Source organism: Lysinibacillus sp. NPDC097279, from assembly GCF_044761745.1.
Lineage (GTDB): Bacteria > Bacillota > Bacilli > Bacillales_A > Planococcaceae > Lysinibacillus.
The window spans coordinates 1,545,838-1,561,866 of record NZ_JBIWDA010000001.1 but is presented as its reverse complement, the minus strand read 5'-3'; the positions used below and the strand labels follow the sequence as shown (position 1 = coordinate 1,561,866).

Genomic DNA, 16,029 nt, shown 5'->3' with positions numbered 1-16,029 from the left:
CTCCTTTCTTTTCCATTAAAAAATAAATGACTCTCTTATTATTGTAAAACAACTAGACAATAAAAAGCATCGGTTTTTACTAATTTCATTATTAATAGAACGAACTTTAATATGAAAAAGTTTCGTTATATGTGCGTTTGTTACGATATTGAAGTATCGTATACTATATAAATTTATATTTCATATTTATGGTATTTGTTAAAATTAAAGGTAAAATTTAAGTCCGTAAGCTTTTGGCAGTTTATCTTCTTTAGAATGTGGAAAGATATACTGGAGAGACGAACGATGCTAGTTAAAATATCAAAACAAGTGAGAACTTTTCATGAATAAGGAGCTTAGAAAATGATTGCATTTGAGAATGTTACGAAAACATATGGAAGCAACCAAGTTGCAGTAAATTCCATTAATCTTGAAATCCAGAAAGGAGAATTTTTTGTCATTATAGGCCCTAGTGGTTGTGGAAAAACAACGTTACTTAAAATGATTAATCGATTAATTCATTTAACTGAAGGAACAATACGAATTAACGGAAAAAGAATTAGTGATTATAACATACATGAACTACGATGGAATATTGGTTATGTGCTCCAACAAATTGCGCTTTTTCCGCATATGTCAATAGAAGAAAATATTGCGGTTGTCCCAGAAATGAAAAAATGGAGTACGACAGCAATCCAGCAACGCGTTCATGAATTATTAGAAATGGTAGGGCTTGAACCAGATAAATATAGTGAGCGGAAGCCAAAGGAACTTTCGGGCGGTGAACAGCAACGGGTTGGCGTGATTCGTGCCTTGGCCGCAGATCCTGAAATTATATTAATGGATGAGCCTTTCAGTGCACTAGATCCAATAAGTCGTACAAAATTACAAGACGATCTGTTAGAGCTTCAACGAGCGATACAAAAAACAATCGTCTTTGTTTCTCATGATATGCAAGAAGCGTTGAAGCTCGGGGATCGGATATGTGTGATGAAAGATGGGGAAATAGTCCAAATTGGCACGCCCCAAGACATTATTCAAAATCCAGTGAATGATTTTGTCCAAAAATTTATTGGACTAAAGGATGATCCCTTCAGTGTATTTACCATTCAACAAGTAATACAACCATTTGCTAAAGAGGAACATCAAAATTATGTTAACTATAGTGTAGCCGTCGAAGATTCCTTACAAAGTATTCTTCAGCAATTAGCTCAACTAGAATGTGTTGTAGTCAAGAATGGAACTGAAATTATTGGCGTTATTACTAGGCAATCGGTGTTACAATTTTTAGCCTCAGAACGAGGTGAAGGAAATGACTAATTTTTTTGACGTCTTAAATGAACGCAAAGGACAGCTCATTGCATCATTAATAGAGCATGTCCAAATTTCATTTATTGCGCTATTTTTTGCAGTAATTATTGCGATTCCACTTGGAATTTATTTAACGAATAAAAAGAAAATAGCAGAAAGCGTTATTGGGATTAGTGCAGCATTACAAACGATACCTTCATTAGCGCTATTAGGTTTGTTAATTCCGTTGCTTGGAATTGGCAAAACTCCTGCTATTATTGCTCTTGTTGTCTATGCGCTACTTCCTATTTTACGCAATACATTTACGGGCATAAATGAAGTAGACCCATCTTTAAAGGAAGCGGCATTAGCGATGGGAATGAATACAACAAGAAGATTAGTGAAGGTAGAACTACCACTTGCGATGCCTGTAATAATGGCAGGTATTCGGACAGCGATGGTGCTAATAGTCGGAACCGCCACTCTTGCAGCATTAATCGGTGCTGGTGGATTAGGGGATATTATTTTACTTGGTATCGACCGTAATAATGCATCCCTCATCATTTTAGGTGCTGTACCAGCTGCTATTTTAGCACTAGTGTTTGATTATCTATTGAAAAAGCTAGAATCACTATCTTTCAAAAGAACAGTTATGGCATTAAGTGCGATTTGTGTGGCAGCAATCGTGTTAATTGTCATGCCACTCATTAATAATAATGACAAAGAGGACATAGTGATTGCAGGTAAACTAGGCTCTGAGCCAGAAATATTGATTAATATGTACAAATTATTAATTGAAAATGACACAGATTTACATGTGCAATTAAAACCTGGGCTCGGTAAAACTTCCTTTGTCTTTAATGCGCTTAAATCGGGGAGTATTGATATATATCCTGAATTTACAGGTACAGCAATAGCGGAATTTTTAAAAGAGCAAGCAGTAAATAATGACCAAGCAGATGTTTATAAACAGGCAAAAGAAGGCATGCTGGAAAAATTTGATATGGTTATGCTCCAGCCAATGCAGTACAACAACACGTACGCATTGGCCGTTTCAAAACAACTGGCGGAAAACTATGATTTAAAAACAATATCAGATATTAAAGCAATTCAAAATACAGTAAAAGCAGGGTTTACGTTGGAGTTTAATGATCGTGAGGATGGTTATTTAGGTATTCAAAAGCGCTATGACATGAATATTGCTTCTATTACGACAATGGAACCAAAGCTTAGATATCAAGCTATTCAATCGGGCAATATTGATTTATTAGATGCTTATTCAACTGATAGCGAGTTACGACAATATGATTTGACTGTATTAATAGATGATCAACAGTTATTCCCACCATATCAAGGAGCACCATTGTTAAGAAAGGACACACTCGACAAGTATCCTGAGCTTGAACAGGTGTTAGGCAAGCTTGCCAATCAAATAACAGATGACGAAATGCGTGAAATGAATTATCAAGTAAACGTTGAAGGAAAAAGTGTAGAAGATGTAGCACGGACATTTTTAGAAAATGCAGGATTACTGTAATCTGAATAAATTGACAAAGCCCCAAATAGTGCATACTATTTGGGGTTTGTTTGTTGACGATACTTCCTTTATTTTTATACAATAAAAAGACCGTCCAGACGGTTTTTTCTGATAGATTATAAGGAGGGATATGATGACATCCAAAGCACATTTAAAACGCTCTCACATTATCCAAGCGTCGCTCCAATTTTTAAAGGAACATGATGTACATACTTTAACTTTGGACAAAATTGCCCAAAAAGCAAGCATCAGTAAGGGAGGACTCCTGTATCATTTTAAAACAAAGGATGAGCTGTATTCGGCTATTGCACAAACTATAATGACTGAATTTGTAGATTCTTTTGAAGCACTAACTGAGCTGGAGTATGGTACTGGTAAACGTACAAGGGGATTCATCTTAGCTTCACAACAAGATTATGAAAAGGGAGCTTGGATTAATATCGCCATTCAAATTATCCACGATGATGATAACTCGATTTCTATTGCCTATGAGCAATTGCTTGAAAGTCTGTTGGACGATGGTCTTGATTCATCGATCGTTCATATGATTCGCTTAACAATTGATGGTTTGTATTATTCAAAGTTATTAAATATTGCACCAGTTTCACAAGAAGTAACAGACAGTGTTTTTGACCAATTATTGCAAATGACAAGAAAGGATGATGAAACATGAGTGCATTAGGATATTTATTCATAGCTATAGTTTCTGAAGTTTTTGCTAGCTCTATGTTGAAACTCACTGCGGGATTTAAGCGGCTGTTACCTTCACTCGGTGTTGTCATAGGCTATGGCGCAGCTTTTTATTTTCTATCATTAACCTTGCAATCTTTAGCAATCGGCACAGCCTATGCAATATGGGCAGGGTTAGGCACAGCGTTAACAGCTGTTGTAGGCGTTGTACTGTATAAAGAATATTTTAATGTTAAAAAGCTTGCGGGTATATTTTTAATTATTATCGGGGTGGTAATTTTAAACATCGCTGGCGGTAGCCATTAGGGGGATTTTAGAATGAAAGGGTATATAATTTTAGCTATATCTATTGTCTGTGAAGTATTTGCGACTACAATGCTTAAGCTATCTGAAGGCTTTACCGTAGTTGGGCCATCCATCGCCGTTGCATTCGGTTATGGCATTTCTTTTTATTGCTTGTCCTTATGCTTAAAAACTTTGCCATTAAGTTTAGCCTATGCAATTTGGTCTGGTGTTGGGACAGCTTTAACAGTTGTTATAGGCATTGTTATTTGGGGCGATATTTTTAATCTTTATACAGCAATTGGCATTTCATTAATTATCGGTGGTGTAATCTTACTTAATCAAGGAAATCAACAAGTCGTACCAGAATCGCGGAATTAAAGTGCCTTCGCGGAAAAAGTGCTTCGAACCGCGGAATAATCGCTTAAAATCGCGGAATTAGGGTACTTTCGCGGGAAAAGCGCTTCGAAATTACTTTCGATATTGTGAAGGATGCTAGGTATACTCCTAGCATTCTTTTTTTTATGTAAAACGCCGTTATTTTTTAATGCTATCTGCTAAATTATGTCGTCATATTTCGATAACCTACATATTATAACGAGAAAGGACAAATAAATATTTTGCTATCGTTCGAGTAATAATACATTGCGAAAATGGAACAGGATGGGGCTGGGGACAATGAGTGTTGAAAAAGGAAGAACCCACTTTGTAAGTGAAGCGCTATACGATATAAAAGCACTTCAAGATATAATCACAAATTTTCATTCGAAATATTATGGTCAGCTTCTTGTAAAAATCGTTGGTAGTGATACCATTCCCTTTTTTTTAATAACGCACAATGGAGCACATTTACGATTAATAGATACTGTTAAACAATTTGAAACAGAATATTTCCGTATTGAAGAAGTGGATAAGGAGCGTTGCCGAGGAACAATTTCACTGTTACGAGCTTATGATTATGAAGGCAATGAAACGAACTCAATTGCCGATGTTGTACGACTCGAAAGAACAACTACAGAAAAGTCCATTGAGCTAGGCAGTATTTCAGCAATTCAGTTATTAAATCCTGATTTATTAAAAAAGAAATTCATCATTGAGCCTAAGTGGTAAGAAATGTCCTATAGTAAAACTACTAAAATAATTGAAAAACTAGAGCATCTGTCCATATGCAAGCTGCGTAATCTGAATTTAATAGAAAGAATCTATAGAAAGGAAGATTAATGCATGACAATTATAGGAATGTTGCATCATCGTCTAGATCCTAAAACTGTTCTGAAGTCATATGCATATGCTGCAGTTGCAAAAGCAGAAGGGGTAGATTTTTTTTACTTTACACCTAGAAAGGTAAACTTTGACAACCGTACTATCAATGGGAAGGTATTAGAAGATGGGCAATGGCAAGAAAGAGTGATGCCCTTTCCAGATGTCATTTATAATGCTGGAAGTCCAGAAAAATTATCGGTGTCAAAAGATATTATAAATAAATTGAAAAAGGAAATACCATTTACTACACATTCTATAGGGAATAAATGGAATGTCATGGAGCGATTAAAAGAAGCGAAAGAATTTGAGAAATATATTATTCCTACAGAAATAGTAAAGAACATTGACGTATTTCATAGTTATATCGCCCATCATAAAAAAATAGTATTTAAACCGATTGATGGTCGGAAAGGTAAAGGAATTTATTTCATTATAAAAATAGGGGATACATTCGAAGTAAGACAAAATAGTGATAACCGTATGTATTCAAAACCTCAGTTGAACGCATTAGTAAATGAGCTTCTTGCTACGGGAACGTTCATTATGCAACCATATATTCAATCAAAAATGAAATCGGGTCAAGTTTATGATTTTCGTCTCCATGTGCAAAAAAATGGTGAGGGAAAATGGGTTGTGACGACTGTTTATCCACGTATAGCGCCACATGGCTCGATAATTCCGAATATCAACAATGGGGGATATACAAATTATTTAGATCCGTTTTTGGAGCAGGAGTTCCAGGAAGAAGCTTATAATATTCGACGTATGTTAGAGCATTTTTCATTATCATTGGCACGCCATCTAGATGATATTCAAATGACGAAGTTTGGCGAAGTCATAGACGAAATTGGAATTGATGTTGGACTAGATGCACAACAAAGAATTTGGGTCTATGAAGTAAACTGGCGTCCAGGCTGTCCACCAGCATTTTATTTAGAATTAGATGTCGTGATTCATTCAATTCGCTACGCAAAATACTTAGCAGAAAACAAACCGCATGTAAAAAAAGCAAGGGTCAAACAAAAACCAAATCTCGTAGATTCTAAACCTAAACAAGTAGAGCCAAAGCCTACGATTGTAGAGCCTATACCTCAGCCAGTAGAGCCAAAGCCGACTTATGGTGCAGCAAAAACTGAAAAACCAATTATTGCAATTACAGGGAGTGCAGGGAAGACAACATCTAAGGCATTTTTAGGATCTATATTATCGAAAAAATGGAATGTTTTTGAATCCAAAGATTATTGGAATACGACAGAACATACTAAAAAACATGCTGAAGAAATTAATGATTCTCATCAAGCCGTCGTTCTAGAATATGGAATGGCTTATCCAGGGATTATTACGAATCACTGTAGCATTATTCAACCGAATATTAGTATCGTAACAAATATTGGCCTTGCACATGTTGGTAACTTTGATGGTGATGTTAGACTAGTTGCCAAAGCTAAATCTGAATTAATACAAGGTATGGACCAACAAGGGTTACTTATCTTGAATAAAGACGATGAAAACTCGAAATATTTATTAACTGATCAATTTAAGGGGAAAATACTGACAACGGGTGTAAAGACGGACGCAGACTATCGAGCTTATGATATTCAATATAAAGAAAATGGCATGTCCTTTAAAATGAAACTCCAAGGGCAGGAAATCCAATTATTTATTCCGATTTTAGGCGAACATCATGTATATAATGCGCTAAATGCAATTGCGGTGGCTGATTATTTAGGTTTTACACCGCAGGACATAAAAGCCGGCTTGCATTTCAAAAAACCACCACGCAGATTGACGGTGTATAATTGTCGCGAAAATATTACCGTTATAGATGATACTGTGCATTCGCATCCTCAAGGTGTAAGAGCTGCTCTTGAAGTACTGACAAATGTCGGAAAGAAGAGGCGGATTGCAATAATTGGTCAGATGCGGGAATTAGGAGATTTAAGAGAAGAAGAATATCGTAAATTGGGTGAACATATTGCTGACCAAAGTATTGACCTTCTAATTACTTATGGGTTCAGGACAGAGGAAATTGGTGCAGCAGCAAAGGCTAAAGGGATGAAACAAGAGAATATCTATCATTATACGAACAAAGATCAATTACATGCTTTGCTAGAGAAACTTGTTAAACCTGATGACACGATTCTCGTGAAGGGCGCAAGTAAAACTAATATGTTTGAAACGGTTAAATTTTTAGATGATACATTTAAGGAATAAATAAAATAACCCGAGCAGTTGCCAACTTAATAGGTCAACTACTCGGGGTGTTTGTGTTAATGCTGAATAAAAAATAATATGTACAATACTTAGTTGCGTAACTATTTCTTTATTTTTGCGAATGTAGCAGCATGTAGCTACATTCGCAAAAACTGTTTATATGGAACGCTATAAGGCTCGTATTAGAAATTTTATTTCTTTAGCGGCTGTAATCGCATGATTTTTAGCTTGAGCTAACGATTTACCCTCGGCAATAACATAGGCATAGCGATGCCCCATAGATAATGGAGGGGTTAAAATTGTTCCTTTTCTAGGTTTTACATACACATCTACAACCCCTGTTGATTTCGTAGCTTTATTTCTCCCAATGACTCTTTCTAACACACCTTTACTTTCTACAATCACATATTTTGTAAAAATGAACTTATTATGACGTGGATTTACATTAGGTTGTTCACCTAAAAATAACTTAAGCGTTTCTTCAACATAACTAAATCCGAATGCGGCATGTAGCATGTTATTCATAGCGCCGCCAGAAATCCTAGGATTTATTTCAATGAGCTTCCATCCATTCTCTGTTAAACGGAGTTCTAAATGCAATGTTCCATTTTCAATATCAAATATTTCAACGATCGAATGGAGTACTTCTTCAATTCCTTTTTGAATATGTGGTGGTACTTCTGCGAGTACACCATAGCCTGTAATAATAAATCGCTTTCCTTGTGTAATCTCTTGTTCAATAATGCCGATTGTATGAACTTGGTTTTTATAAACGAGGGCTTCAACTAAATATTGAGGACCATCAATATATTCTTCAATCATGATGGTTTCCCCAGGATTTTTATTTTGGAGAAATGCAAGGTGTGTATCGAGTTGGTCTTTATTTGTCGCAAACAGTACGTCTTTAGAGCCTGTTGATTTAGGTGATTTAACGATTAGTGGGAATACCATATTATTTGTAAATGATTCGTGTGGTTTTTTTAGAACAAATTTAGGGGAATAAGGTTGATCTTTTAATAGATTCCTTGTTTTTTCTTTATCTTCCATCATTTCAATAGCAGCTGACGACGTATAGTTTTGACAAAACTCATCACATAAAATAGAGGCAATATGAACAAAGGGGTCTACAAAACTAACAATGGATTTTATCTCTAATCCGGCATCAAACAAATTGTGAATTTCTTCTATCATATCTTCTATATTGGAAGTATCGATGAGAACCATTTTATGAATGTCTGGGTAGGCTTTTCTCTGTTGTAATTGTTTTGGATTGTTTGTGAAAAGTACGGTAAAGTAACCCAACCTTTCTGCTGCTTTTATCGCTTCACGACTAGATCCAGATTTGTTTGTACCGATAAATATAATTGCCTTCAGTATAATCACTCCTTCAATTGGCACTTGGATTATTAATATACATTTTATATATATGCTGTGGAATAGTTTTCTTCTAGTTATGTATCCTGTTTACATCCAAGCAACTTTTATGGCGATTCATATAATAGAAATGAAAGGAGTGTGAATTGATATGAAGCCTCTATCGGTGAAGAATTTAACAGCGATTATTGCAGGTAAATTGTTGCATGGGTCGGATGAGGTGCTGATCCAGTATGGCGCATATCGACTAAAACAAGTAAAAAAACCGTACACTGCACTTTTTACATCAAAACGCATTATCAACTGGAAAAATCTTGAGCCTCTTTCCCCACTAGTGCTTGTAACAGATCGGCTATATAATCAGCATGAAATTCCTCCATACGTAATCATCATTCAAGTAGAGAATGCAGTTGAGGCCTACTGGAAGTTTGTACATTATTATCGTAGTCAATTTGATATCCCTGTTATTGCAATTACCGGAACTTCAGGAAAAACAACAACAAAGGAGATGATTAAACATATTCTTTCAGCTGAAAAAGAAGTTGCTGCCACTACTTTAAGCAGTAATTCTAGAACAGCTTCTTTGCAATACTTACTTAGCATTGACGATGAAACAGAAGTTGCCGTTTTTGAAACAGCTGTTGGATCACCGGGGGATGTAAGGACTGCAGGAAAATATTTCAAGCCGACTATCGGTATTATTACGAATATCGGAGCCCATCATTTAAATTATTGTAAAACTTTGGAAGGTTATATACAGGCCAAAGGTGAAATGGCTGAGATTGTGGACCCAAACGGTTCATTAATTCTCAATGCGGAAGATGCCAATATAAAAAAAATAGATTTGTCGAAATTCAAAGGAGATATTATTAAAATTGGGCAGCATCCATCATGTGATTTTAAAGCAAGTCATATTCGATACGTTGAAAATGGCATGCAGTTTACAATGCACTACAATATGAAAAAATATGAAGTGTTTGTCCCTGGGTTTGGAGAGCATCAAGTATATAATGCATTAGCTGCAATTGCTGCCATCAACGAATTGAATGTCCCTATTCCTGTAGCAATCAAACAGCTGGCTACATTTAAGAAAATGAAAAAGCAGCTACAACTTTTCGAAGGAATTAATAAATCATTGTTGATAGATGATACTTGGAGTTTAACAACTACTTCCCTAGAAGCAGCATTAAAGGTCTTGAATTCGATAGGTGAGGGCATGAAAAAGATAGCCGTTATTGGAACAATCACCGATTTAGGGTCTTGGGGTTATATCATCCATGAGCAAGCAGGAGAGTTAATCAATCGCATTGGTGTAGATGTCCTTATTACAATAGGAGAGCATGCGCGAATTATGGCTGATCATGCAGTAAAGCTAGGATTTAACAAACCTGTTTATACTTTTAAAAATAGTACACTCGTTTATAAGCTATTACATGAAATTGTAGATGAAAATACAATTGTTCTGATAAAAGGGGATATGTATAGTCAGCAAATTTCCAATTTGGCAGCCGATTTAAAAATAAAAAAACCATTTAGAGGAGATACACGGTAATAAGGGATGCAAGGACAACAGGATAAACACTGTGTCACATGAGGTTAATTAATAATATTGTATAGTAATCTACTAGAAAGGAGCGCTCTAAATAAAAGATAAAATATATCAACAAATAATAATCATTGCTAGAAATAGGGAAGGAACCGCTCCTTTACCCAAGCGTCTAGCTATCATTTTTCATATTCTAATGAGAGGGGGGACGGAGGTAACGTGCAAAATATAAGTGTAACTGTGATTAGAAAGTTACTACAAGGGGTATTAGTCAGCGGTTCTGAGCAATGGTTTGTCAAACATGCTATTTATTATAACCGCCACGATTTAACGCAAAAAAATACACTAATGTTTATCAATAAAAGTGAGTCCATTAATTGGAAGGAAATAGATCATAAGGGGCCATCCCTCGTCATTTCAGATAAACCTTTAAGTGAACTAAAAAACGCACTAGCGAATACGACTGTTATTCAAGTGAAAAGTACTTTGCAGGCATATTGGAAGTTTATCGAATATTATAGAGGCCTTTTTGATATACCAGTGGTCGCATTAACTGGAACATGTGGGAAAACAACAACAAAAGAAATGATTAAACATATTGCAAGTAAAGATTGGAATGTGCAGGCATCTATTAGTAGTAAAAATGAGCCGCGCCAATCTTTACCCTATTTAACGGGCATCGATAAAACAACAAAAGCAGCGGTATTTGAGCTTGGTCTGGGGAATACAGGTAACATTAAACATCAATGTATGATCTACAAACCGACAATTGGTATTATTACAAATATCGGTGTCCATCATTTAGATGGATGTAAAAACCTTGAAGGCTATATAAAAGCAAAATCAGAAATTTTAGAGGGATTGTCTGAGGATGGCATATTAATCATCAATGGTGATGATGAAAATACAAAAAAAGTACCATTGCATACGTTTAAAGGGAAAATTATTACTATTGGCGTCCAGCAACAAGCAGATTACAAAGCATCTAACATTGAATTTACGAACAATGGGATGAAATTTACTCTTCATCTATTAAATGAAAAATATACTATTTTTGTACCTGGTTACGGAGAACATCAAGTGTATAATGCACTAGCAGCTATCGCAGCTATAAAGGAAATGGGATTGTCTATCCAAACTGCAATCTCGCGTTTAAAAACATTTAAACCGATGGCAAGGCACCTAGAATTTTCAACTGGTATCGGTGAAAGTACCATTATAGACGATACATGGACAAATAACCCAACATCAGTTGAAGCTGCTTTGAAGGTTTTAGATACGATAGGAAAAGATAAAAAAATAATCCTTATATTAGGTGATATAAAGCGATTGGGTCTTTTCGAAGAAAAGTATCATCGTGAGATTGGTTCGATGGTGGCACAGAGAAATATTGAAATGCTTATGACAATTGGAAAAAGAGCAGAAGATATCGCAGCACAAGCAAAAAAAGATGGAACAACGGCAGAGGTTCATATATTCAAAGATGTTACAGGTGTATTAGAAATACTTAAACCAAAACTTGATAAAGATACAATTGTATTAATAAAGGGCCCGATGTCTAGTCGATCGATGATTGAATTTGCTAACCAATTAAAGCAAATATAGACTTCAGTCCTAACGACCACTTATCATCAGTTACCTTTAAGCGAAGCAAGGCTTTCTATGCATAGAGAATGACACTTTGCAAAATGAAAGGTGCCGCTTTATATATCAAAAACATAGCATACACAGCATGATTATACCATGCTTGTATGCTATGTTTTATTTTCTTGCAATTGTAGACAGCGTGTTATCACAGAGCCATTGATTACTTAAAATACACGTTTTGCTGTTATATAATGCTCTTTATAGTAATCCACAAAGAGTACTCTAGTAGTAACACCACTTGAAGTTGGAATGATGATACGTTGATCTCCAGCGTAAATACCTACAAGGGATGGGTTTTTTGACCCTTTCACACTATTAAAGAACACTAAGTCGCCCTTTTTTAAATTGGCACGAGAGACCGTAGTTCCTTTAGCCATTTGTTCTTTTAAGTTTGTTGTGCTAAGTTTTACACCGCTCTTACGATAAACGTATTCTACGAAACCAGGTGCTGTAAAACGTAAGCTTTGTTCTTTATTTATTGAGCTTATCGTTACTTTATTTTTATAAGTTAAGGCATTTTCAACAATTTTATCACCTTTTGTTGCAGGGTTAGCCGATAGTAATGTTGGTAATACTCTGCGTGCAGATACATAGTTGTCAGTATAATAAGGTTTGCTGCCCATATCTGAAATGACGATATTTTGTTTCGAATCAGCCATATGAATAATTTTGTTATTTCCAATGTACATGCCTACATGGTCGGGATCTGTACCTGTTTTTTTACTTTTGAAAAATACTAAATCGCCTTTTTGTAATTGGCTTTTAGGAACATATGTCCCTTGCTGAATCATATAGTTTTCATTATACGTCCCAATATCAACTCCATTTTTTTCAAAAATATACATGATGAATGAAGCACAAGAAAACTTGTAAGGATATGTAGACTTGTACACTGAATTGCTGTATGTGGCCTTACCAATTAAACTTTTCCCTGTTTGAATAAGTTGATCTGCCTTCGCTGCAACAGCTTGGTCATTATGTTGTGCATTTGTCGTTGCAGCTTCCACTTTGATTGGTTCAAAGGATGCTTGAGCGATTCCAAATGAGCTCAAACCAATCGACAATGCTAGTGTAGTTTTTAAAAAATTTTTTTTCATACTTTTTACCTCCTGTAAGCGAGCAGTAAAATCATATCTGTTTGCTTGCTGTTGCAATAATCGTAGCATGAAAAAGTAGGGCTTCTGTGAGGTAAATGTTACCACAGTGAGCATTGACATATCTGTAAACCTTGATATAAAAGGCTTTATCGCTTGAATTTACAGTTTCATTACAAATGTTTCAGTTTGATAAATAAAACCTGTGAAACATACGGCTAACAATGCATGCCAACCCAATTTTTTTAAAAATATAGTAATAAAAATAATGTACCTCGATAATATTGAAAAGCTTGTAGGCAATGTGCAAATAGAGAAATCAAAATAAGGGTAAGGAATGATATAAAAATAACTTTATTAGTGGAAGAATACTTATAAAAGCACGTATTATGGGGATTTTTTTGCTTATTAAAAAGTGTGAAATACATAGTTAGAGTCATAGGTGTGATAGGTAATATATGTTATATTTAGGTAGAAATAGATGAATACGTTGCCGCAAAAGTTGACGGGAAATGTTGTTTAATAGTAGAAATTTAAATAATTTCACGAACGAAAGGGGAAAATAGTATGTTACAAAAACTTAGGTTCAAAACAATTAGAGCTAAAATTATTAGTGCATTTTTTATTGTAGTATTTTTCATCGCTTGTTTTAACACCTATAGCTTTTTCGCCAATAAACGTGTAATTAGTGCTGGAGAGGAAATTGTCAATAAAGAGTTACAGTGGTTAACAGCCAGTGAAAAGTTATCATCCACGATTAGTGTTCGAACAACTGCTGCGAAAAGCTACGTACTTACGGGAGATCAAAAATATAAACAAGAATTTGATGATTATATTAAAATCGCAGAAGAAAACAATACAATACTAAATGAATTGTCGACAGATAAAAGCTTATCGAAGACGGTTGAAAAAGCAAGAGAATGGCGAAGTTTTGTACAAACGGATGTATTTGCTGAATATGACAAAGGAAATATAGAAGCAGCTATTCAAAACCTTAATTCTGTTGATCGTCTTGCAGTAGAAATTAGAGAGGGGTACGAGGAGCTTGCAGGTGCAAGAGAAGCTTCTATTAATAAGCTTGGGCAGGAGATGATCGCTCAATCGAAGCAAACGATGAATATAGGTTTAATGATAGGTATAATCACTACTATCGTCGCAATTGTAACCGCTTACATATCAGCGCATATGATTGCCAATCCGATAAAAGCAGTCGTACAAAAAATTTCGCAAATGGCAGATGGTGATATTAGTCAGCCTCCATTGCCTGAAAGAATGAAGGATGAAATCGGCTTACTCGTGCAATCGACAAATGCATTAAATCGTAAGCTCCATGAAATCATTGGTTCGATAAATGTGGTTTCTGGGAACGTTGCTGCCAACAGTGAACAACTTGCACAATCTTCTTTAGAAGTGAAAACAGGTGCAGAACAAATTGCCCTCACAATGCTTGAATTAGCGGGTGGTTCTGAATCACAAGCACATAATGCTGGAGACTTAGCTCAAATGATGGAGACATTTAAAATAAATGTTCAGCAGGCTAATATACAAGGTAAAGATTTACAAGGCTATTCGAGTGAAGTTTTGCAGCTTACAGCAAGTGGACAACATTTAATGAATACTTCAACACAGCAAATGTTTGCTATTGATAAAATCGTCCAAGAGGCTGTTGCAAATGTTGAAGGCTTAAATAGGCAATCACAAGAAATTTCTAAATTAGTTTCTGTTATTGATGATATTGCCAACCAAACCAACTTATTAGCATTGAATGCTGCAATCGAAGCTGCACGGGCAGGGGAGCAAGGCAAAGGTTTTGCGGTTGTGGCCGATGAAGTGCGCAAGCTTGCTGAACAAGTATCCTATTCTGTGACGGATATTTCATCTATAGTGGGACGTATTCAAAATGAAACAGTTGGCGTTACAGCATCACTTCAAACGGGCTATGAAGAAGTAAAAAGGGGCACAGAGCAAATTACGACTACAAATACAACCTTTGAACAAATTGCTTCAGCCGTTAATAGTATGTTTAGTAATATTCAAGGCATCACAGAAAACTTACAAGGTATTTCCACAACAACGGAACAAATTAACCGTTCTATCGATGAAATAGCAGCAATATCTGAGCAATCTGCCGCAGGGGTAGAGCAAACGACCGCAACAATCGATCAAACGGTCGCGACGATGGATGAAATCTCAAAAAATACAGATCATTTAGCATCGATGGCAGAGAAGTTAAACAAAGAAGTTCAGCACTTTAAATTATAAATAGTAAAGCAGCCATTAGCAAGATGGCTGCTTTTTCATTTTAAATCGGCTGAATAATTTCTACTCGATTACCAAAAGGATCTCTAAATTCAAAGCGCTCGAAATGCGGAATTGCAACAGAATCAAGTATTTCTATTTGATGTTCTGTTAATATCCTTTTCCAATGTGCTACATCTTCTACATGATAAGCAATATGTGCTTTCGTTGTGAGTCGATCAAAGCCATCTTCTGTGCCGACATGTACTTCTTGATTACCTACTTGTAGCCAAAAACCACCACGCCCTTTAAGAGATGCTGGTTTCTCTATTTCTTTTAACCCCAGTACATTGCAATAAAATGCTTTTCCTTGCTCCTCAGAGCCTTTAGGAATTGTAAGTTGTACATGATGTAAACCGACAATCATAGTATTCCTCCTCGCTATTTCTTGTAATAACTATATAATTCTACAAATTTCTTAAAATACCTTTTTTAGTATATTTTTTATTATATTGGAATCAATTAAATTACTCCTCATGTAACAATCTACTGAAAATATGCGTATAAACTTTATAAAAGTTATACTTTTCAGAAAAATATATGCTATAGTAAGAGCATAATTGAATATTGTGTAAGAGTTGGTGCCAAATGAAAGTTTGGCTTAAAAGGGAAGTCGGTGTAAATCCGACGCTGTCCCGCAACTGTAAATCGGAGTAAATCACAAATGCCACTGGGGAACTGGGAAGGCTGTGAGGCGTGTTGATGAGAAGCCAGGAGACCTGCCAATGTCTAGTACACACCAAATAACCTACGTGGAAATAGGTGGTGAGATGTGACCGAATTGGCACTGTGCGACTAACGAATATATACGACAA

Annotated in this window: 13 protein-coding genes and 1 riboswitch; of the genes, 10 read left to right on the top strand and 3 right to left on the bottom strand. The window is 35.6% G+C overall.

From position 1 onward, the window contains the following. Positions 1-342: 342 nt before the first annotated feature. The 7 genes from ACIQ1H_RS07845 (at position 343) to ACIQ1H_RS07815 (ending at position 7,255) form a co-directional block, all read left to right on the top strand. Complete coding sequence (locus tag ACIQ1H_RS07845) at positions 343-1,299, top strand: ABC transporter ATP-binding protein (protein WP_402887839.1); 957 nt, start codon at positions 343-345, stop codon at positions 1,297-1,299. Next, complete coding sequence (locus ACIQ1H_RS07840) at positions 1,292-2,806, top strand: ABC transporter permease/substrate-binding protein (RefSeq protein ID WP_402887837.1); 1,515 nt, start codon at positions 1,292-1,294, stop codon at positions 2,804-2,806. The genes ACIQ1H_RS07845 and ACIQ1H_RS07840 overlap by 8 nt, the downstream gene beginning before the upstream one ends. Positions 2,807-2,936: 130 nt before the next feature. Beyond that, positions 2,937-3,479, top strand: a complete 543-nt coding sequence (locus ACIQ1H_RS07835; protein ID WP_402887836.1) for a TetR/AcrR family transcriptional regulator — start codon at positions 2,937-2,939, stop codon at positions 3,477-3,479. After that, a complete protein-coding gene (locus tag ACIQ1H_RS07830) occupies positions 3,476-3,802 on the top strand; it encodes a DMT family transporter (RefSeq protein ID WP_172771203.1) in 327 nt (108 codons plus the stop codon). The genes ACIQ1H_RS07835 and ACIQ1H_RS07830 overlap by 4 nt, the downstream gene beginning before the upstream one ends. Before the next feature lie 12 nt (positions 3,803-3,814). After that, the gene (locus tag ACIQ1H_RS07825; RefSeq protein ID WP_402887834.1) at positions 3,815-4,159 is read left to right on the top strand and encodes a DMT family transporter; all 345 of its coding nucleotides are present in this window, start codon (positions 3,815-3,817) and stop codon (positions 4,157-4,159) included. Between the two features lie 297 nt (positions 4,160-4,456). Next, positions 4,457-4,888, top strand: coding sequence for a hypothetical protein (locus ACIQ1H_RS07820; protein ID WP_402887832.1), 432 nt, complete (start codon positions 4,457-4,459; stop codon positions 4,886-4,888). Positions 4,889-5,002: 114 nt separating this feature from the next. Then, a complete protein-coding gene (locus ACIQ1H_RS07815) occupies positions 5,003-7,255 on the top strand; it encodes a YheC/YheD family protein (protein WP_402887830.1) in 2,253 nt (750 codons plus the stop codon). Between the two features lie 168 nt (positions 7,256-7,423). Here the strand turns inward: ACIQ1H_RS07815 and ACIQ1H_RS07810 are convergent, their stop codons facing one another. Next, complete coding sequence (locus ACIQ1H_RS07810; RefSeq protein ID WP_402888572.1) at positions 7,424-8,629, bottom strand: ATP-grasp domain-containing protein; 1,206 nt, start codon at positions 8,627-8,629, stop codon at positions 7,424-7,426. Positions 8,630-8,780: 151 nt separating this feature from the next. Here ACIQ1H_RS07810 and ACIQ1H_RS07805 point away from each other — a divergent pair, with 151 nt between their 5' ends. Both ACIQ1H_RS07805 and ACIQ1H_RS07800 read left to right on the top strand, forming a co-directional pair. Beyond that, the gene (locus tag ACIQ1H_RS07805; RefSeq protein ID WP_402887828.1) at positions 8,781-10,181 is read left to right on the top strand and encodes a Mur ligase family protein; all 1,401 of its coding nucleotides are present in this window, start codon (positions 8,781-8,783) and stop codon (positions 10,179-10,181) included. 213 nt (positions 10,182-10,394) lie between these two features. Next, positions 10,395-11,780, top strand: coding sequence for a UDP-N-acetylmuramoyl-tripeptide--D-alanyl-D-alanine ligase (locus ACIQ1H_RS07800; RefSeq protein ID WP_402887826.1), 1,386 nt, complete (start codon positions 10,395-10,397; stop codon positions 11,778-11,780). A gap of 206 nt (positions 11,781-11,986) precedes the next feature. Here the strand turns inward: ACIQ1H_RS07800 and ACIQ1H_RS07795 are convergent, their stop codons facing one another. Continuing rightward, positions 11,987-12,919, bottom strand: coding sequence for a C40 family peptidase (locus tag ACIQ1H_RS07795; RefSeq protein WP_402887824.1), 933 nt, complete (start codon positions 12,917-12,919; stop codon positions 11,987-11,989). Between the two features lie 564 nt (positions 12,920-13,483). Between ACIQ1H_RS07795 and ACIQ1H_RS07790 the strand changes: the two genes are divergently transcribed. After that, the gene (locus ACIQ1H_RS07790; RefSeq protein WP_402887822.1) at positions 13,484-15,178 is read left to right on the top strand and encodes a methyl-accepting chemotaxis protein; all 1,695 of its coding nucleotides are present in this window, start codon (positions 13,484-13,486) and stop codon (positions 15,176-15,178) included. Positions 15,179-15,218: 40 nt separating this feature from the next. Here ACIQ1H_RS07790 and ACIQ1H_RS07785 read toward each other — a convergent pair whose 3' ends face one another. Next, complete coding sequence (locus tag ACIQ1H_RS07785; protein ID WP_402887821.1) at positions 15,219-15,581, bottom strand: VOC family protein; 363 nt, start codon at positions 15,579-15,581, stop codon at positions 15,219-15,221. A gap of 195 nt (positions 15,582-15,776) precedes the next feature. Continuing rightward, positions 15,777-15,955, top strand: a riboswitch (cobalamin riboswitch). The last annotated feature ends 74 nt before the right edge of the window (positions 15,956-16,029 follow it).

Excerpts from the sequence above, each read along its gene's own strand:
- ACIQ1H_RS07785 (WP_402887821.1), bottom strand. The coding sequence starts at position 15,581 with ATGATTGTCGGTTTACATCATGTACAACTTACAATTCCTAAAGGCTCT.
- ACIQ1H_RS07795 (WP_402887824.1), bottom strand. The coding sequence starts at position 12,919 with ATGAAAAAAAATTTTTTAAAAACTACACTAGCATTGTCGATTGGTTTG.
- ACIQ1H_RS07830 (WP_172771203.1), top strand. The coding sequence starts at position 3,476 with ATGAGTGCATTAGGATATTTATTCATAGCTATAGTTTCTGAAGTTTTT.
- ACIQ1H_RS07790 (WP_402887822.1), top strand. The coding sequence starts at position 13,484 with ATGTTACAAAAACTTAGGTTCAAAACAATTAGAGCTAAAATTATTAGT.
- ACIQ1H_RS07845 (WP_402887839.1), top strand. The coding sequence starts at position 343 with ATGATTGCATTTGAGAATGTTACGAAAACATATGGAAGCAACCAAGTT.
- ACIQ1H_RS07825 (WP_402887834.1), top strand. The coding sequence starts at position 3,815 with ATGAAAGGGTATATAATTTTAGCTATATCTATTGTCTGTGAAGTATTT.
- ACIQ1H_RS07835 (WP_402887836.1), top strand. The coding sequence starts at position 2,937 with ATGATGACATCCAAAGCACATTTAAAACGCTCTCACATTATCCAAGCG.
- ACIQ1H_RS07820 (WP_402887832.1), top strand. The coding sequence starts at position 4,457 with ATGAGTGTTGAAAAAGGAAGAACCCACTTTGTAAGTGAAGCGCTATAC.
- ACIQ1H_RS07805 (WP_402887828.1), top strand. The coding sequence starts at position 8,781 with ATGAAGCCTCTATCGGTGAAGAATTTAACAGCGATTATTGCAGGTAAA.
- ACIQ1H_RS07840 (WP_402887837.1), top strand. The coding sequence starts at position 1,292 with ATGACTAATTTTTTTGACGTCTTAAATGAACGCAAAGGACAGCTCATT.
- ACIQ1H_RS07815 (WP_402887830.1), top strand. The coding sequence starts at position 5,003 with ATGACAATTATAGGAATGTTGCATCATCGTCTAGATCCTAAAACTGTT.